Origin of the sequence: Massilia psychrophila (assembly GCF_002760665.1) — a bacterium.
In the GTDB taxonomy this organism is placed as follows: domain Bacteria; phylum Pseudomonadota; class Gammaproteobacteria; order Burkholderiales; family Burkholderiaceae_D; genus JAFCUW01.
On the sequence record NZ_PDOB01000010.1, the window covers coordinates 46,171 to 63,976 of the forward strand.

Consider the following 17,806-nt stretch of genomic DNA (forward strand, 5'->3'; position numbering starts at 1 on the left):
TGGCGTCATTGACCCTCTCACCAAATAACACCATGCCAAAAAACAAGCCGCCGGTTCCCCGTAAATCCGCCCTCGCGCAGGAAGAAGATGCCGATGTGATGGCGCAGGCCCTGGCCGACCTCGCGCTCGATATCGTCGAAGGAGAAGTTGACGAAAGTACCGTCGTCGACGCCGCCGCCCTACGCCTGAAGGAGGACGAGCTGGCGCGGCTGGTGCGCAACGCGCTGCGCAAGAAGAACGACGAGGTGTTGTACAGCGCCATCGAACACGCCAAGTACACCGATATCAGTGCCTGGCAATACCTGCGCGCCCATGTCGAAGAGGCCGGCGCGACGATGATGATCCGGCGCGACGGTAAGCCGACCGAGGAAATGGTGGCCTTCCTGGTGCCGGTGTTTATCCATAGCACCGGCGGCCTGGTGCTGGCGGACACGTTCCAGGATACCGCCGCCTTCGAATTTTTGCGCGTCAGCTTCCAGCAGGCCGGGCTGGAAAGCCCCGACGCCAAGGTGGTGCTGATCAGCCACGCCTACGACCTGCAGGAAATCGACAGCATCAGTTACAGCCAACTCAATGACATGCTGCGCGAAGTGGCCGCCACCATGAGCGAGAAAAAGCTGGTCGACACGCCGGCGCTGGCGGCCAGTATCAAAGGCTGGGAAGGCGGCGGTTTCGAGCCGCTCGACGAGGCGATGGAACTGCGCTTCCTGCTCGGCTTCGCGCGCAAGCGCGCCGACGATCCGTTCTACGCCGTGCCGGAAGACGAGGAGGAAGCCGATGCCTTTTTTGCCGCGCGGCTCGAACGCTATCGCAATTGGGCGCAGCAAGCGGCGCCGCTGCTGCAAACTTGCCTTGCGCCGCCAGCGGCGGCGCTCAGGCTCAACTTCCTTTACCAGGACTTGTTTTACGGCGCCAAGGCGCAGGGCATGGCCGAGATGGCGATGCTGGCGATGATGTCCGGCATTAACGCGGCGCTGGTCGACAACGGACTCGATGCCGCCGAGGTCAGCGCCATCGTCGCGCCGGCCGATGTCGACGACCAGATGGTGCTGCGGGTGGCGTTGTACCGCGCCGGCAACCCGGTGCCCATCGCTTCGCGCGAAATGCCGTTCGACCTGGCGGCGGACCTGCAGACCGAAGTCGACGACATCTGCGACGCCCTCGCCACCATCGGCATCCACGCCCTATCGGTGGCGCTGCGCTTCGGTCGGGACGGCCAGCCGCAAGAGGTGCTGCCGTACAGCCCGCAGTGACGCGGTGTTCAAGACATGCGTGAATTCGACAGGAAAATCCAGGCCACCGAGAGGATCACCATCCCGGTCAGGCTGACGCACGACCAGGTAAAAAACCAGGCCGACACCACGCTCGCCTGCAGCGCCCGTTCGGCCAACAGGCCAAGGCCGAAGTCGCACGCCGTCAGCACCGACCAGCGGCGCAGGTAGACCGGCAGGTAGTGGCACATGCGGCGGTTGTGCTGAACCAAGGCACGGCGCTCGAACAGGTTGCGCGCCGCGCTGATGTCGGCGACCATCCACTCGAAAAACATGGAGCGGTACAGCAGCGTGCGAAAGGGAATATCCACAATGTCTGTGCCGCTGTCCCGATGGTCGGGCTGCGGCTGAGGGCTGTCTGACATGATCGCACCTTGGAGTTGCAGGGGGGCGATTCCGGCAGCAGGCACCGCTCCGGGACCGGTCTCCGATATTAACCCAGGCAATGAAATTGTTTTTGCCGCGCGCGGTTGAATTCACCCGTAGAGCCCAGACCCTTATGCCGGCGTCCGCCGCGCCCGCAGCCACACCGCGGCAATGCGGTCGACACCTGGCTCCCGGCGGCTGTACTCGGCTTCGTCGAGCTCCTCGCCAAACACGTCGGCATCGATCTCCTCGTAGTGCCAGCAGACGCCGGCAGCGTCCAGCAGGGGCTTAATGCGCGCAAGAAAAGGATCGACGCCGTCGACGATCGCCACACCGGTGTACATCAGCAGCCGTCCGCCAGGCGCCAGCCGGCCGAGCGACGCCTGCACGATGTCGATCGACAAGCCGGCGCCGAGTTCGCCGCCGCCGTGGCGGTAGGCGCGTTCGCAGGGATCGAGCAGATAGGGCGGGTTGGCGACGATCAGGTCGAACTGGCCGACGGCCGCCTTTAACAGGTCGCTGTGCAGCGGGCGCACGTTGGCGGCGCCGGCAAGCAGGGCGTTGACGCCTGCCATGCGCAGGGCTTCGTCGTTGATGTCGAGCGCCAGCACTTCGGCGCCTGGCGCGTGCAGCGCGATGGTAATCGCCGCCGGGCCGGCGCCGCAGCCGATGTCGACCGCGCGCTCGATTGAACCGGTGCCCAGTTCGGCCCGCAGCGCGCGCACGAACCGGTAGGTGTCGGGGCCGAAGAAGACGGCGTTGTCCGCGCTGGTCGGGTAGGCCGAGTGAAAATACAGCTCGTCGCCGATGTTTGAAACACGCACCAGGCTGCGCCGGCACTCACCTTCGGCGCGCAGCACGCCGGCGCTGCGCATCAGCGCCACCATGTCGGAGGGCACGTCGCCCTCGCGAAACGGCCGGCTCCAGCCGAATACGTCGGTCAGGCTGACCGGCTTCACGCCACTGGCGCGGCGCAGCACGCGCGCGTGGGTGGCCGGGGTTACCGTCACGTGGCGGTACTGCGCCGTTTTCAACGCCTTGCCCAGTGCCAGCAGGGCGGCGTCGGCCCGCACCGGCGCAGAGGCGGAGGCGGAGGCGGCAGGTGGGGCGAAGGTCGAGGGCAAAGTGGCAACCGGGCTCAATTAAACAGCCTGGAAAACACCCTGGTCGCCATCAGGCCGGCGGCGCTGTGGTGCTTGGCCGGCGACATCAGCGCGGTCAGCATGGCGACCGCTTCTTCCTTGCTGCCGGCGGCAGCGAGCTTCGCTTCGAGCAAGCGCAATTCGCAGTCGATGGTTTCCCGTGCATGCGCGTCGTCAGGGAAACGGTGGCGCAGGATGCCGCGTTCAGCCCTGTCGCGCGGCCGCCGCGCTGTGCCGCCGATGGCGCCGGCGGCGCGCTGCTGAGCCCGGTGACTGGCAACCCGCGGCAGCACGGCCGCAGCCCACGGGTGCGGCGGCGTCGCGATCCAGTCATGCAACACCTGCTGCTCGTAGGCGCTGAACACGCCAAACATTTGCGCATGGTCGCCCTGGATCAGCGCCCAGAAGCGGCTGTCCTCGGGCGCTTGGCCGCGCGTGAACCAGCCTTGCGCCTCGAGCGCCGCCAGCAAACCAGGCATCTGGCCGCGGTCGCCCATCCAGTCGTTGAGCGAGCGGCCGCCCACTTTGCAGTAGTCCGAGTGCATGTTCTTGCCAACCGCGCTCTTGGCGCCCAGGATGCCGACCAGCTCGGCATGCAGGTCGAACGAGGCGATCACCGCTTCGGTGCCAACACTAAGGTCGTTGAGGCGGTAGCCGGCCTCGACCCGGCGCATGAAAGCGGCGCTGTCGCCCACTTGCGGCGTCAGCTTGTGCAGCGCTTCCCATGCCTTGCGCGCATGGCCGCTGTCGGCATTGTCGACCGTGACGTGCAAGGTAAAATAGTACGGGTCGATGCCGAGTTCGTTGAGCTCATAGGCGGTGATCAACAGGTGCAGCGGCAACTGCTCGTAGCCGAGGTTGTAGCCGATCAGCTCGGGCAGGAACTGGTCGGCGTTGTAGGCCAGGGCCAGCTGGATCAGGCCTTGCACGAAGGATTCTTCGGGCAAGGATTGCCACTGGGCGCAGCCGTGGGCGTCGATCAGTTGCTGAAACAGCACGACGTGGTTCTTCTCCGGCACGCCATTGCCGAGTTCTTCGAGGTAAGTCGTGATCAAGGGGCGCATTGCCCCTTGTTCCCAGTGCTTGAGCAAGCCGAACAGCCAGGCGCCGTCGACCAGCTTGGTCGGCGCGACGCCTTTCAGGAAATACAGCGCGTGCGCCTTGTTGCTGAAAAACCGGCGCGGCGCACCGGCCTTGCGCTGCCCCAGGTACTGCTTGTATTGCACGCCGACCAAATCATGGTGGGCGACCGACCAGGCGGCAAAAGCGTCGGCGCCTTGCGGCAGGGTTGAGCGCGTCGGGCCGGCGGCGTCGAGCTGGCCGCGCAGCCACTGTGCCGCTGTATCGGCCTCGGCCGCGCCCGCTTCGATGTCGCGCTCGCACAGGGCCAGGTACATGCGGCGCACGCCGGCTTTGGTCGCACCGGTGGCAGCGGTTTGGGCATGCAATGTTGGGCGGGAAGTTGCAGTGGCTTGATTAGGCATTGTTCTCTCTCCATAAATTGTTGCAGGCACCGGCAGCATGTGATGCATTGGCTGAACCAACTCTTAATCAGTATGCAAGGCGCAATACGCGTACGATAGAGGTTCGAACGCCGCGTCCGTGTAAGATCGGGATTACAAGAAAGGCACTCGACAGGCGGCGTACATTTGACTTGCGGCAGCGCACGCCCTACAGTCAAGCTCACATGAAGCGACAGGATCCGGCGTGGCGACAGCATGAATAAAGCGCGAATAAAGATCCTGCTGGTGGACGATCAGCCGGCCACGAACGGCTTCGAGACGGCGGCGCTGATGCGGCACCATCCACGCGCACGGGAGCTGCCGATCATCTTCCTGAGCGCCGCCAACGCCGACGCCGACCTCCTGATCGAACAGGCGCATGCACTCGGTGCGGTCGACTTCATGACCCGGCCGTTCAATCCCGCGGTGCTGCGCTACCGGGTGTCGGTGTTCATCGACCTGTACCGCAAGGGCGCCGAGATCGCGCTGCACCGCGAGGCCACGCACCAGGCCGCGCTGCGTGAGCGCGACAAGCGCATCCGCCTGATCCTCGACCGGGACGCGCTGGAGGCATGCGGGCAGCCGGTCGACATGATTTTTACGCCGGAAGACCGCGCCAAGCCGGTCAGCGTCGAGGCGCTCGAACGCACCTTCCGCGCGGTCGCCGGCGGGCGCAAATGAACGGCGCTTCGAACGATTCCCTGCCAAAGCGCCAGCTGCCGCGCGGTCCGCTACCCATTTCGTGCGGCACCCTGATCGTCAACCGGGCCGGCCGGCTGCTGCTGTGCCACGTGACGGATACCGCCAAGTGGGATATCCCGAAAGGCATGCAGGATGCAGGCGAAAGCACGCTCGAGGCGGCAATGCGCGAATTGCGCGAGGAAGCGGGAATCGCGTTTGCGCCCGAACGTTACCTTGAGCTCGGGCTGTTCGACTACCGGCCCGACAAACGGCTGCACCTGTTCCTGGTGCACGCCGGTGTCGAGCTAACCAGCCTCGATCACCTGGCGTGCACCAGTTTCTTTCCGCACCACGCCAGCGGCGCGGCGACACCCGAAGTCGACGGCTACCGCTGGGCCGCGCGCGCCGAGGTGGCCGCGCTGTGCTGGCCGCGCATGGGGCAGCGGCTGCTGGCGCTGGCGTGGTAGGGATTGACAAGACCGCTCAGGCAGAGCTTCGAAAAAAGGCAGGCCCGCACAATCCCGCAATCCTGCAATTCCGGCCACTCAGGCGCGCATTGCGCGCGCGCCGAGGCCCGAGGGCTTGGCGTTTTTGCGTGCCGGCGGCGGCGGCGCCAATGCAATCGTGCCGACGCCGCTGCGCCCTGGCCCGGCGTGAACCGCAGGCGCGCTCGCCAGCGTAAAAATATCGACCGCGCGCGACAGGTCGCCGGCCTGATGGCGCATCGCCGCCGCCGCCGCCGCCGCCGCTTCCTCGACCAGCGCGGCATTTTGGCCGGTGGCCTGGTCGATCTGCGCCAGCGCGGCGTTGACATGGACGATGCCGGCCAGTTGCTCGGCGCTGGCGTCGGCGATCTCGCCGACGATGACGGTGACGCGGCTGATGCTGCCGACGATGTCGGCCATCCTGCGGCCGGCCCGGCCGGCCAGCTTGGCGCCAGCGTCGACTTCGCCCGTGGCGTCGCCGATCAGGCGCCCGATGTCGCGCGCCGCCGCCGCCGAGCTCTTGGCCAGGTTGCGCACTTCGCTTGCCACCACCGCGAAGCCGCGGCCCTGTTCGCCGGCGCGGGCCGCCTCGACTGCTGCGTTCAGGGCCAAAATGTTGGTCTGGAAGGCGATCGAGTCGATCACGCCGATGATGTCGGTCATCTTGCGCGAGCCTTCGTTGATCGATGCCATTTTTGCCACGACTTGCTCGACGACCGCGCCGCCCTGGTCCGCCAGCTTCGAGGCCGACTGGGCCAGTTCCCTGGCCAGGCGCGCGTTTTCGGCATTCTGGCGAACGGTGCCGGTCAGTTGCTCCATCGACGCCGCCGTTTCTTCGAGGGTGCTGGCTTGCTGCTCGGTGCGGCTGGAGAGATCCTGGTTGCCGGCCGCAATCTCGCCCGATGCCAGGGCGATGGTGTCGGTGGCGCCGCGCACCTGGCCGACGATGCGCGCCAGATTGCCGTTCATTTCCTTGAGCGCGGCCGACAACTGGCCGACCTCGTCGCTCGAGCGGACCTCGATGTTGCTGGACAGGTCGCCCGATGCGACCATGCGCGCCACTTTCACCGCGTGGCGGATCGGGCCGACGATGCCGCGCGTGATGTACCACGCGGTCAGCATGCAGAGAACGCCGCCGACGACGCCAAGCGCCACCATCGCCCTGCTGGCGAGGGTGGCGGCGGCGACCGCGCGCTCGCCGTTGGCGCGCATCAGGCCGGCGTGGAAATCGCTCAAACTGTCGATCGCATCGAGATAGGCGCGTTGGGCCGGTGAAAAGGTGGCCAGCAGCGCCGCGCCGGCCTGCTCGTTCTGGCTGGCGCGCGCCAGCTGCACGACGTGCCCGAGCGCCGCGCTGTAGGCGACGGCGCTTGCCTGTACGTGGCCAAACAGCGCCTGCGCCTCAGGCAAGCGCAAGCGCGAACCGACAGCGTCAAGTCCCGCCGCCGCCTGCAGGCCGAGCCGGTCCGCTTTGTCGAATTCGGCCCTGGCCAGCGCCGCATCGGCTTGCAGCAGGGCGTGGCTTAGATGGCGCGACTGCAGCACCAGCGCGCCTTGGGCGGCGCCCAGGTCGGCGATGTTGCGGTAATGGTGGTTCAGGGTGACGTCGAAATCGCCGCCGAGCGCCGCCAGCCGCGCCGCGCCCAGTCCCGCCACCAGGGCCAGCATCGCGAAGCTGAGTGCAAAGGCAATATTGAGCCGCTGCCCGATCTTTAAGTTTGCAGTCTTCATTTTTGTCCCCTGTTTTTATCGACGTCCAGGTCCAGCCCGGCGCGAAAGATTGTAGCGTTATTAGTAACTAATGGGAAAAAATATTTATTAAATGAAAATAAAGCGCGACGCCGACAAGCTGCCGGTGCCGTTGCCGTTCTGCTATGCTACGGACACCTTGGACTAAGAACGATTTGATGGCGCAACACTTCCATGCAGCAGGCAGCGGCGTGTTTGGCGAGCGGGACAGCCGTCGAATCGTCGAGCTGGCGCCGGCCGCCGACAACGCCGGCTTCATCACACCGGTGCAGCGCGCGCTGATTCACCGCCGTGGCTGGCTCAAGATGCTGGCGCCGCGCTCGGCGGGCGGCGCCGAACTGCCGCTGCCGGCGGTCGTCCGGCTCGAAGAAGAGATCGCGGCCATCGACGGCAGCATGGGCTGGATCGTTACGCTGTGTGCCGGCGCCGGCTGGTTCGCCGGCTTCATGGCGCCATCGGTGGCGCGCGACATCATCAAGACGCGCCGCGTGTGCGTAGCCGGCAGCGGCGCGCCGACCGACTACGCCGACGTCGACGGCGCCGGTTTTCGCATCAACGGCCGCTGGGATTACGCCAGCGGAGCGCCGATGGCGACCCACTTCACGCTCAACGCGGTCGTTCGCGAGCATGGCCAGGTCGTGTTGGACGATGCCGGCGCGGCCCTTATTCGGGCTTTCATCGTGCCGGCCAAAAACGTTGTCGTCACTCCGTCGTGGGACAGCATCGGCCTGCGCGCGAGCGCCTCGCACAGCTATCGCATCGACGATGCGTGGATCGGCGCCGAACACGGGTTTGTCATCGATCCGGTGCAGGCGACTTCGAGCGGTCCGTTGTACCGGTTTCCCTTCATGTCGCTGGCGTTCGTCACCTTGTCGGTCAACCTGGCGGGCATGGCGCGCCATTTTCTGCGCCTGGCGGAGCCGGCCATCGCGCGGCGTCGCCACCCGTCGACCGGCTTGCCGCTGGTCGACATGCCGGCTGTCGCGGCGCGTTTGCGCCGCGCCAGCGACGAGCTGGACGCCGCCCGCAGCCACTTCTATCGCTTGCTCGACGGGGCGTGGGAGCAACTAGCCGGTGGGGCCCTGATTGGCGACGGCGTGGCTGCGGCCTTGCGGGCGGCGTCGCTCGAACTGGTCAGGGTTGCGCGCCTGGCCGTCGACGACTTGTATCCGTATTGCGGGCTATATGCGGCGCATGCCCAAAGCGAGATCAACCGCGTCTGGCGCGATTTTCATACGGCCACCCAGCACACCTTGCTGCTGCCTTGATTTAGCCACTCCGTCACACCCGAAGTCGATCCGGCAGCGCGTCCGGCAGCGGTGTGCGCGCACGGTAGGAATCCTCGCCATCGCCGCCTGCGGTTGGGCTAGAATGCGGCTCCGTTTCATTTCGTTCAGGAAATCATGCTGCAGAGATCTTTACGCGCCGCGGCGTTGGCGTGGCTGCTGCTGGCTGCGGCGGCGCCGGCGTTGGCCGGCGACTGCCCGTCGCACTACGTCGATGGCCGGCTGCCGGAAATTCGCAATCCGAAACTTGCAACCGCCACCCGGGAGCTGTGCTTCGGGGTGTTCGGGGTAATGCATTCTGGCGTTACCCGCACCCCGCTGTGGTCGGCCGAGCATTTAAAAGCCGATAACCTGGAAGCGGCGAGCGACTTGTCGCGCGAGAATTCTTTTCACGCCGAGCCGCAACTGCCGCTGTCGCAGCGGGCCGAATTGTCCGACTACGCGCGCAGCGGCTTCGACCGCGGCCACATGGCGCCGAACGGCGACATGCCGGACCGCCAGTCCCAGCGCGAGAGCTTTACGCTGGCCAACATGGTGCCCCAGGACGCCGACCTCAACCGTCACGCCTGGGCCGGCATCGAGGGCCTGGTGCGCAAGATGGCGAAGAAGGAGGGCGCGCTGTACGTGATCACCGGCCCGGCCTTCATCGGCACCAGCCTGCGCAGGATCGGCAACGTGATGGTGCCGAGCCACGTGTATAAACTGGTGTACAGCCCGCGCCAGCGTGCCGGCGCCGCCTGGTTCATGGAGAACCGCGCGCAGGCCCGGCAGCAGGCGATCTCGATTGCCGCGCTGGAAGCGGCCATCGGCATCGACCTGCTGCCGTCACTGTCGCCGCGCCAGAAGGAAACCATGCTGCGGCTGCCGGACGTCAAGCGCAAGAAATCGGCCCACGTTCCAGGTTTTTAATCGAGGAGATTTGTCATGAGTGCAAAGCCAGCGTTTGTCCCGTACGCCAATGAGGCCGATGTGATCGAGGTCGGTAACCTGGCAATCGAAAACCGGCTCGACCGGATTACCCTGCACGGCGACGTCGACCTGACGCGCGACAAGGCCGGACTGGCGCAGGCCAGGCTGCTGCACCGGTTGCTCGGCGACGTCGTCGCCGTTCTCGAGGCGGCGGCGCTGCCGGATGCGTTGCCGGCGCCGCAGGTGAAAACGGTCGATAACCCGTTCAATTAGCGCGCTGGGTCGTCGCTGGAGGCGGGCAAGCCAATGGTGCGCAGGGTGGGGGCGGTTTCGGGTACGCTAAATTGTCGGCGCGCCGGCCAGCCGTGCAAGCTGTCCGTTACCCGGACAGGCGGCCTGACACCATTGGGAGGAACCATCATGCAACGCACACTCATTGCCGTTTTCGACAACCACGCCGACGCCCGGTCGGCCATCGAGGAGTTGGTGGCGGCCGGATTTTCGCGCCCGCAGATTCGCCTGAGCGAGGGCGACCCGACGGGCGGAGCCAGCGCCATTGACGGCGACCAGGCCACGGAAGCGCCGCGCGGCCCCGGTTCGTTCGGCGACAGTATCAAGAATTTTCTCGGCACGCTATTTGGCACCGATAATAGCGAGCACGTTCAAAAATATGCCGACGCCGTCACCCGCGGCCACCATGTACTGACCTTGACGGCGGGCGACGAGTCGGACGCCAAGCGCGCCGGCGCCATCGTCGAGCGCTTCAGCCCGGTCGACATCGACGAGCGGGCAGCGCAATGGAGCGGCGGTACCCTTGCCAGCGAAGCGATGCGCAACGGCGCGTCGCGGTCGCCATTGCCGCCGATGCCGATGCCGCAAGCTGCGGCATCAATGTCGCAGCAGAGCGTCCAGGGCGGCTCGGAGCAGCGTAGCGGCGGCGTCAAGGTGTTTAGCCACGAGGCCGCGGCGACGTTGAACGAAACCGAGGCCGCGATCGAAGCCGACGACGACTATTACCTCGGTCATTTCAACAGCAATTACGCCGGTGCCGGCGACCAGTACACCCACCATGCACCGGCCTATAAATATGGCGCCGACATGGCCGCCGACGCGCAGTATCGCGGGCGGCCGTGGACCGACGTCAATTCTGAGCTCAGGCGCGACTGGGAAGGCCGCAATCCCGGCGCGCAGTGGGACCGGTTCGAGGCATCGGTGCGGTACGGCTGGGAACGGCGCCGCTATTGACGGGGGCGACGGCAGGGCGGTTTGCCGCCGGCGCGCCGATTGCAGCCGATTGCAGCCGATTGCAGCCGGTATCAGCAGATTTCAGCAAGTTTCGGTAAGTGGCAAGCTGATCCGATTGCGGCCCATGTGCTTGGCCCGGTACAGCGCCGCATCGGCTATCGCCAGCAGCTCGCCGGGACTGCTGTCGGGCGCAGCGAGGGCGGTGGCGGCGCCAATGCTGACGGTCACATAAGTTGAAGCGCCGTTGCGGTTCGGTACCTGCAGCCGCTCGACCCTGGAGCGGATCCGTTCGGCCACGATGGCGGCGCCTTTGAGCGACTGGTTCGGCAGAATCACCGCGAACTCCTCGCCGCCGTAGCGGGCCACCAGGTCGTTGGCGCGCATCTCGCCCGATACCGCGCCGGCGATGCGTTTGAGGCATTCGTCGCCGCCGAGGTGGCCGTTGGCGTCGTTGTAGCTCTTGAAGTTGTCGACGTCCACCATCAGCAGGGACAACGGCTGCGACTGGCGCATGGCGCGCGCCCATTCTGCCAGCAGCGTGTCGTCGAAGCAGCGCCGGTTTGCAAGCCCGGTCAGGCCGTCGCGGGTGGCCAGTTGTTCGAGCTTGATCTGCGCCATTTTTTCGTCCGTCAGGTCGCGCAGCGTCTGCACCACGGCAACCAGCGAACCGTCGTCGCCCAGGATCGGACTGGCGTCGGCGGCCAGGTAGCGGCGCCCGACCCGCGGCATGTCGCACCAGCTCTCGGCAGTCAGGTGGCTGGCGGGCCGGCCAGGATTGACCTGGCGCGGATACAGCTGGTGGATTTCATCGGTGCGGTTCTGGATCACCAGGTCGGCCAGGCTCGGCCGCGGCTCGTCGTGAAATCCGCGCCACTGATCCGACGTTCCCAGCACTTCGCAACCTGGCACCCCGGTCAGGTGCTCGCAGGCGCGGTTCCAGATCATCACTTTACAGCTGGTGTCGAGTACAAAGGCCGGAATTGCCAGCATCTGCATCAGCTTGTTGGCGAACGCCCGCTCATGGTCGGGAGCGGGGTACTGCATCGCGCGCGGTCGTGATGTTATGGTTTGCATGTTCGGTCCTGTAAAACTATCCGTTGAGCAAATGATTGACTGCCGACAAGTTATTTTGCTACGGCGTGGCCTTCGATTTTTGATATTTCACAAGAACCCACGACATTTCCTCTTAATGTACGGAAACCTGTCGCGCCGCTGGAATCGATAGCGATAACACGGTTCCGGCGCCCGGCTCGCTGTCGATGACGAATTGCCCGCCGGCCGCCGCCACGCGGTCGGCAATACCGGCCAGGCCGCATCCTCGCGCCTGCGGCAAGCCGGCCATGCCGATGCCGTTGTCGCGTACCTGCAAGGTCAGCTGGTCGCCGTTGCGGGTCAATGCGACCTTGACCTCGCTAGCCTCTGCATGGCGCACGACGTTCGCCAGCGATTCCTGCAGGACGCGAAACAGCATCGTATCGACGGCGCCATCGCGGTTGCCGTCGAAGGCGCCGGGGCTGGCGTCGAGTTCGTGCCGGATGCCGTTGAGGCGGGAAAATTCGGCCAGCTGGGTTTCGATCGCCGCCTGCAAACCTTGTTCAAGCGCAAACGGACGCAGGTTGTTGATGATCGCGCGCAGCGAGGCGATCGACAGGTCGGCGCTGCGCAACAGGCGGCCGACATGCTGGTGCAGCTGCGGATGGGCGCCGCGGGTGCTGACCTGGATCAGCGCGAGTTCGATCTTAAACGCCAGCAAGTGCTGGCCGAGGTCGTCATGGATATCGCGCGCAATGCGGTTGCGCTCGTTCTCGCGGACATGGTCTTGTTGCTGGATCAGGCGGCACAGGCTGGTGTGGGTGTCAAGCTGGGCGTGCTCGGCGAGCCGGCGCGCGTGGCGTTCGATGCCGAGTTGCGAGTCGCAATACGCCAGCCGGTCGTTGATGCGCAGGTGGCGGGTGAGCCAGGCGTGGAAGCCCCAGCCCAGCAGCAGCAGCCACGGCACCGCGATCAGCGCGACCGGTTGAACGATGGCCGGATGGCCGAATCCGGCTTCGCCCGATGCGGTTACTGCGGCCAAGGCGGCCAGCGCGGCCAGCGCGGCGAACCTGAGTGCGGTTGTTGCAAGTCGACGCGGTGCGGTATTCATGGCATCCTTTTCTTACAAAATCTAAGTCGCGTGGTCTGAAGTTACATGGCGATACGGGTGGCGGTCTTGTTTCACATCAACAGAATTTCGACAGGGCATCAGTCCGGGGCGGCGACCGATGCCCTCGGCCGCGCTATAATGGCCGGTTGACGATTGAGGTGTGCAGTGACTTACAGCATCAAAGAGATTTTTTATACCCTGCAGGGAGAAGGCGCCCACGCGGGGCGGCCCGCCGTTTTCTGTCGTTTTTCCGGCTGCAACTTGTGGACCGGCCGCGAGAGCGACCGGGCCAGCGCTGTCTGCACGTTTTGCGACACCGATTTCGTCGGCACCGATGGCGAAGAAGGGGGTAAATTCTCTCGGCCGGGTGACCTGGCCGACAAGATTAATTCCCTGTGGCCGGCGCGCTACCCGGCCAGCAAGTACGTCGTGTTTACCGGCGGCGAACCGCTGCTGCAGCTCGATGGCGCGCTGATCGATGCGATGCACGTGGCCGGCTTCGAGATCGCCATCGAAACCAACGGCACGCTGCCGGTGCCGGCCGGGGTCGACTGGGTGTGCGTCAGCCCGAAAATCGGCGCGACCCTGGTGGTCGGCCGTGGCAACGAAATCAAGGTCGTCATCCCGCAAACCGGCCAGGACCTGGCCGCCTACGAACAGCTCGGGTTCGACCATTTTTTCGTGCAGCCGATGGACGGCCCGCTGGCCGAGTACAACACGCGCCTGGCGATCGACACCTGCAAGCGGCATCCACAGTGGAAGCTGAGCTTGCAAACCCATAAACTCCTACAGATACCTTGATTACCTGATGCTGACGATTACACGCAAGCTCGAATTCGATGCCGGTCACCGGATTCCCGACCACAAGAGCCAGTGCCGCAACCTGCACGGCCACCGCTACACGCTCGAAATCACGCTGACCGGCGCGGTCATCGAAGTCGAAGGCAATTCCGACAACGGCATGATCATGGATTTTTCCGATATCAAGTCGCTGGCCAAGGAGCACCTGGTCGACGTCTGGGACCACGCCTTTTTGGTGTACCAGAAAGACGATGCGGTACGCGAATTTCTCGCTACGCTGCCTGGCCACAAGACGGTCGTCATCGACCGCATCCCGACCGTCGAAAACCTCGCGCGCGTGGCTTTCGACATCTTGAAGGCCGCTTACACCGACCGCTTCGGCACCGGCCTGCACCTGCACAAGCTGGTGTTGCACGAAACGCCGAACTGCTGGGCCGAGATCACCGATGGCTGATGCAGCGAAGTCCGATGCCGACTTCATGCAGATGGCGCTGGCCCAGGCGCGGCATGCATGGCGCCTGGGCGAGGTGCCGGTCGGCGCCGTCGTCGTCAAGGGCGGCGAACTGGTCGCCGTTGGTTTCAACCAGCCAATCGGGCGCCACGACCCGACCGCCCACGCCGAGATCATTGCCTTGCGCGCGGCGGCCGAAAAACTCGGCAACTACCGGCTGCCCGGCTGCGAGCTGTTCGTCACCCTCGAGCCGTGCGCGATGTGTTCGGGCGCCATGATGCATGCGCGCCTGGCGCGGGTGGTGTACGGCGCCGCCGACCCGAAGACCGGCGCCTGCGGCTCGGTGCTGAACCTGTTCGAGCAGGAGAAACTGAACCACCACACGGCGTTGTTGGGCGGCATGCTGGCCGATGAAGCGAGCGCCATGCTGCGCGGCTTCTTTGCCGAGCGGCGCCTGGCAGCACGCGGCCTCATCACTCGCGGCCAGGTTCCGCCTTAAGGACGCACGCAAAGGCGGGCGCGCGGGACGACGGCGGCGCTGCAAGATGCTATGCTGGTCACAGATTTTATCGGCGCTGTTCGCGGTGCCGGACTGCGCCCATCGTGACTATCGTGACTATCGTGACTATCGTGACTGTCCATCATGCCTAGCCTCATTTCAAATGGTATCAGCATCGCCTACGAAACCGCCGGCGACCCGAAAGCCATGCCAGTCCTGCTGGTCATGGGCCTTGGCATGCAATTGACCGCGTGGCCGGCCGATTTCGTCGACGGCCTGGTAGACCTCGACTACTACGTGATCCGCTTCGACAACCGCGACAGCGGGCTGTCGACCAAGTTCAAGCAGGCCGGCACGCCCAGTTTGCCGCTGGTGTTCCTGAAATCCCGGCTGCACCTGCCGGTGCGCAGCGCCTACCGCCTGGACGATATGGCGGACGATGCGCTGGGCGTACTGAACACGCTGGGCGTGGCCAAGGCCCATGTGGCCGGGCTGTCGATGGGCGGCATGATCGCCCAGATCCTCACCGCCCGCCATCCCGAACGGATCCTCAGCCTGACCTCGCTGATGTCGAGCAGCGGGCGGCGCGGCTTGCCCGGACCGACACGACAGGCGCGCGCGGCCCTGATGGCCCGTCCGCCGCACGGCGCCGATCCCGAGCGCATGCTCGGCCACTTGGCCAACATGTTGCGCGTGGTCGGCAGCCCGGCGTATCCGACACCGGAAAAGCAGCTGCGCGCCGCGGTGGCGGCTGCGCTGCTGAGAAATAGCTGCCCGGCGGGCATGGTGCGCCAGCTGGTGGCCATCATTGCGTCAAGCGACCGTTGCGCGCTGCTGCGCAGCATCGAACGACCGACCCTGGTGATCCACGGCGCCGCCGACCCTCTCGTCCCGGTAGCGGCCGGCATCGACACGGCACGGCTGGTGCCGGGCGCCCGGCTCGAAGTCATCGAAGGCATGGGGCACGACCTGCCCGGCCAGCTGATCGAGCGCCTGCTCGCCTTGATCGACACTCATACGCGCGGTAAGATGGCGCCGGACATCTTTCCACGTCTTTTCGAAAAACAATAATGACAACACCATTAGGTATTGCGATTTTCGCGCCGGGAGGGCGCGCGCCCGACGATGCCGACCTCGCGCGCGGCATTCTACGGCTCGAGCAGCGCGGCTGCGTCGTTCATAATTACTACGACCCGGCGCTATCGTTCCAGCGCTTCGGCGGCACCGACGGCGGCCGGCTGGCCCAGCTCGGCGCGGCGGTAGCCAACCGCGAAGTGCAGGTCGTGATGGCGCTGCGCGGCCAGTACGGGCTGACCCGGCTACTGCCGAAGATCGATTATGAGGCCATCGCGGCGAGCGGCAAGATCTTCGTCGGCTTTAGCGACATGACCGCTTTCCACATGGCGCTGATGGCGAAAACCGGTGCGAAAAGTTATTGCGGGCCGATGTTCGCCGGCGACTTCGCCGTCGAACAGGCGGTCGACTTCACGCTCGACAATTTCTGGCAATGCCTGGCCGGACCCACCCACGTCATTACGCAATTGGCGGCGGGCAATCCCAGCGTCAATCTGTCCGGCACGATCTGGGGCGGCAACCTGGCGATGCTGGTGTCGCTGCTCGGCACCGAGTATTTTCCGCTGGTCGAGGACGGCATCCTGTTTATCGAGGACATCAACGAGCATCCCTACCGCATCGAACGGATGCTGTTGCAATTGATGCAGGCCGGCGTGCTGGCCAGGCAAAAAGCACTGGTGATCGGCGATATTTCGGGCTACCGCCTGACCCCGTCCGACCACGGCTACGATATCGACGTCATGCTGGCCTACCTGCGCAGCACGCTGCCGTTGCCGGTGCTGACCGGCTTGCAGTTCGGCCATATCGCGAGCCGCGTGACGATTCCCTTCGGCGCCCAGGCCAACCTGGTGTCGGATGGCGAGCGGTTTCAGTTGACCATGAGCGACTATCCAACCATTGGCGCCATCCAGGGCGATGCCTGAACCGCTGCCCGGCGAACATTATTACCGGGCCACTTCGGTAGCCGACACCTATCCGCCATTGAGCGGCGCCACCGAATGCGCGGTCTGCATCATCGGCGCCGGCTTTGCCGGGCTCGGCACCGCAATGTCGCTGATGGAGCGCGGCCGGTGCGACGGCGACGTCATCGTGCTCGAAGCCGAGGCCGTCGGCTTTGGCGCCTCGGGGCGCAACGGCGGCTTCGTCTTCGGCGGCTTTTCGCTCGGCGAGCGCAGCCTGGTCGACGCGGTCGGTCTGGATAGCGCGCGCAAGCTGTACCGCCTCACGCTCGACGCCGTGGACCTGATTCGGCGCCGGGTCGAACGCTACGGCATCGAATGCGAAGCGCGCGAGGAGGGCGTCTACCGGCCAACTGGTTCGGCGACGAGCGCATCCTCGATCGCCAGCAGCGCTTCATGGCGGACAGTTTAGGCGTCCAATGGCACAGGATCGGCCGCGCGGAACTGGCCGGCCGTCTGCTGACGAAACGCTACTCCGGCGCCCTGTTCGAGCCGGGCGCCTTCCATTTTCATCCACTTAAGTACGCGCGGGGCCTGGCGCGCGCGCTCACCGACGGCGGCATCAAGGTGCACGAGCAGAGCCGGGCGATCCGGATCGCGCCTGAGGGCAAGGGTTGGCGGGTGACGACGGCGCAGGGCGAAGTGCGCGCGCGCGACGTCGTCGTGTGCTGCGGCGGCTATCTCGAGCGGCTGATGCCCCGGCTGGCCGGCGCCATGCTGCCGATTGCCACTTATGTGATGGCGACCGCGCCGCTCGGCGCGCGGATGGACAGCGCGATGCGCGCCGGCGCGGCCGTCTACGACACCCGTTTCGCCTTCGATTACTACCGGCCGCTGGCGGACACCCGGCTGCTGTGGGGCGGGCGCATCGCCGTGCGCGAACGCGGCGCCGGCGACGTCGCGCGGCTGCTGTATCGCGACATGCTGCGGGTTTATCCGCAACTGGCCGGCGTGAAAGTCGACTATGCCTGGAGCGGCAAGATGAGTTACGGACGCCACAAGATGCCGCAACTCGGGCGCTTGCCGGATGGTCAATGGTATGCAATGGGCTTCGGCGGCCACGGCATCGGCCCCACCACGCTCGGCGGCGAAGTGCTGGCGCAAGCCCTGTGCGGCAACGACACCGCTCTTGCCCGCTTCGCGCCCTGGCAACTGCCGTCGACGGGCGGCCCGGCCGGCTTGTTCGCCGCCCAGCTGACGTACTGGTATTACGCCCTGCGCGACCGCCTGCGCGAGTAAGCCA

At 65.7% G+C, this 17,806-nt stretch carries 18 protein-coding genes and 1 pseudogene; 13 read left to right on the forward strand and 6 right to left on the reverse strand.

Features of this window, described 5'->3' with window-relative positions:
* Window positions 1-32 precede the first annotated feature (32 nt).
* Window positions 33-1,253, forward strand: a complete 1,221-nt coding sequence (locus CR103_RS08465; protein ID WP_099915550.1) for a DUF2863 family protein — start codon at window positions 33-35, stop codon at window positions 1,251-1,253.
* 8 nt (window positions 1,254-1,261) lie between these two features.
* Here CR103_RS08465 and CR103_RS08470 read toward each other — a convergent pair whose 3' ends face one another.
* The 3 genes from CR103_RS08470 to CR103_RS08480 all read right to left on the reverse strand — a co-directional run bounded on the left by CR103_RS08470 (window position 1,262) and on the right by CR103_RS08480 (window position 4,227).
* Window positions 1,262-1,636 (reverse strand): hypothetical protein, encoded by a 375-nt coding sequence (locus tag CR103_RS08470; protein WP_143752553.1) that lies wholly within the window; start codon window positions 1,634-1,636, stop codon window positions 1,262-1,264.
* Between the two features lie 132 nt (window positions 1,637-1,768).
* On the reverse strand, window positions 1,769-2,779 hold the full coding sequence (locus tag CR103_RS08475) for a methyltransferase (RefSeq protein ID WP_229442930.1): 1,011 nt from the start codon (window positions 2,777-2,779) through the stop codon (window positions 1,769-1,771).
* Window positions 2,776-4,227: an iron-containing redox enzyme family protein gene (locus CR103_RS08480; protein WP_229442932.1), complete on the reverse strand. Its 1,452-nt coding sequence runs from the start codon at window positions 4,225-4,227 to the stop codon at window positions 2,776-2,778. The genes CR103_RS08475 and CR103_RS08480 overlap by 4 nt, the downstream gene beginning before the upstream one ends.
* Before the next feature lie 270 nt (window positions 4,228-4,497).
* Between CR103_RS08480 and CR103_RS08485 the strand changes: the two genes are divergently transcribed.
* Complete coding sequence (locus tag CR103_RS08485) at window positions 4,498-4,962, forward strand: response regulator (protein WP_099915552.1); 465 nt, start codon at window positions 4,498-4,500, stop codon at window positions 4,960-4,962.
* Entirely contained in the window at window positions 4,959-5,429 is a 471-nt protein-coding gene (locus tag CR103_RS08490) for an NUDIX hydrolase (RefSeq protein ID WP_180279330.1), read from the forward strand. Before CR103_RS08485 ends, CR103_RS08490 begins: the two co-directional genes overlap by 4 nt.
* 78 nt (window positions 5,430-5,507) lie before the next feature.
* Here CR103_RS08490 and CR103_RS08495 read toward each other — a convergent pair whose 3' ends face one another.
* Entirely contained in the window at window positions 5,508-7,178 is a 1,671-nt protein-coding gene (locus tag CR103_RS08495; RefSeq protein ID WP_099915554.1) for a methyl-accepting chemotaxis protein, read from the reverse strand.
* Window positions 7,179-7,354: 176 nt separating this feature from the next.
* On the opposite strand from CR103_RS08495, the gene CR103_RS08500 reads away from it, so the two are divergent.
* The 4 genes from CR103_RS08500 (at window position 7,355) to CR103_RS08515 (ending at window position 10,636) form a co-directional block, all read left to right on the forward strand.
* Window positions 7,355-8,464: an acyl-CoA dehydrogenase family protein gene (locus tag CR103_RS08500; protein WP_099915555.1), complete on the forward strand. Its 1,110-nt coding sequence runs from the start codon at window positions 7,355-7,357 to the stop codon at window positions 8,462-8,464.
* Between the two features lie 135 nt (window positions 8,465-8,599).
* Window positions 8,600-9,391 (forward strand): DNA/RNA non-specific endonuclease, encoded by a 792-nt coding sequence (locus CR103_RS08505; RefSeq protein WP_099915556.1) that lies wholly within the window; start codon window positions 8,600-8,602, stop codon window positions 9,389-9,391.
* A gap of 15 nt (window positions 9,392-9,406) precedes the next feature.
* Window positions 9,407-9,664 (forward strand): hypothetical protein, encoded by a 258-nt coding sequence (locus tag CR103_RS08510; protein WP_099915557.1) that lies wholly within the window; start codon window positions 9,407-9,409, stop codon window positions 9,662-9,664.
* A 147-nt stretch (window positions 9,665-9,811) separates the two neighbouring features.
* Entirely contained in the window at window positions 9,812-10,636 is an 825-nt protein-coding gene (locus tag CR103_RS08515) for a hypothetical protein (RefSeq protein WP_229442934.1), read from the forward strand.
* A gap of 81 nt (window positions 10,637-10,717) precedes the next feature.
* Here CR103_RS08515 and CR103_RS08520 read toward each other — a convergent pair whose 3' ends face one another.
* Window positions 10,718-11,710, reverse strand: coding sequence for a sensor domain-containing diguanylate cyclase (locus CR103_RS08520; RefSeq protein ID WP_229442940.1), 993 nt, complete (start codon window positions 11,708-11,710; stop codon window positions 10,718-10,720).
* Between the two features lie 112 nt (window positions 11,711-11,822).
* Window positions 11,823-12,779 carry a sensor histidine kinase gene (locus CR103_RS08525; protein WP_099915558.1) on the reverse strand — a complete coding sequence of 319 codons (957 nt, stop codon included), beginning with the start codon at window positions 12,777-12,779 and terminating at the stop codon, window positions 11,823-11,825.
* Window positions 12,780-12,944: 165 nt separating this feature from the next.
* On the opposite strand from CR103_RS08525, the gene queE reads away from it, so the two are divergent.
* From queE to CR103_RS08555, 6 genes and pseudogenes are all read left to right on the forward strand, one after another.
* Window positions 12,945-13,580 (forward strand): 7-carboxy-7-deazaguanine synthase, encoded by a 636-nt coding sequence (gene queE, locus CR103_RS08530; RefSeq protein WP_099915559.1) that lies wholly within the window; start codon window positions 12,945-12,947, stop codon window positions 13,578-13,580.
* A 7-nt stretch (window positions 13,581-13,587) separates the two neighbouring features.
* Entirely contained in the window at window positions 13,588-14,034 is a 447-nt protein-coding gene (gene queD, locus CR103_RS08535) for a 6-carboxytetrahydropterin synthase QueD (RefSeq protein WP_099915560.1), read from the forward strand.
* Window positions 14,027-14,530, forward strand: a complete 504-nt coding sequence (gene tadA, locus CR103_RS08540) for a tRNA adenosine(34) deaminase TadA (RefSeq protein ID WP_099915561.1) — start codon at window positions 14,027-14,029, stop codon at window positions 14,528-14,530. Before queD ends, tadA begins: the two co-directional genes overlap by 8 nt.
* Window positions 14,531-14,674: 144 nt before the next feature.
* Window positions 14,675-15,601 (forward strand): alpha/beta fold hydrolase, encoded by a 927-nt coding sequence (locus tag CR103_RS08545; protein ID WP_099915562.1) that lies wholly within the window; start codon window positions 14,675-14,677, stop codon window positions 15,599-15,601.
* Entirely contained in the window at window positions 15,601-16,527 is a 927-nt protein-coding gene (locus CR103_RS08550) for an LD-carboxypeptidase (RefSeq protein ID WP_180279331.1), read from the forward strand. Before CR103_RS08545 ends, CR103_RS08550 begins: the two co-directional genes overlap by 1 nt.
* Window positions 16,520-17,802: pseudogene (locus tag CR103_RS08555) on the forward strand (NAD(P)/FAD-dependent oxidoreductase). Before CR103_RS08550 ends, CR103_RS08555 begins: the two are co-directional and overlap by 8 nt.
* The last annotated feature ends 4 nt before the right edge of the window (window positions 17,803-17,806 follow it).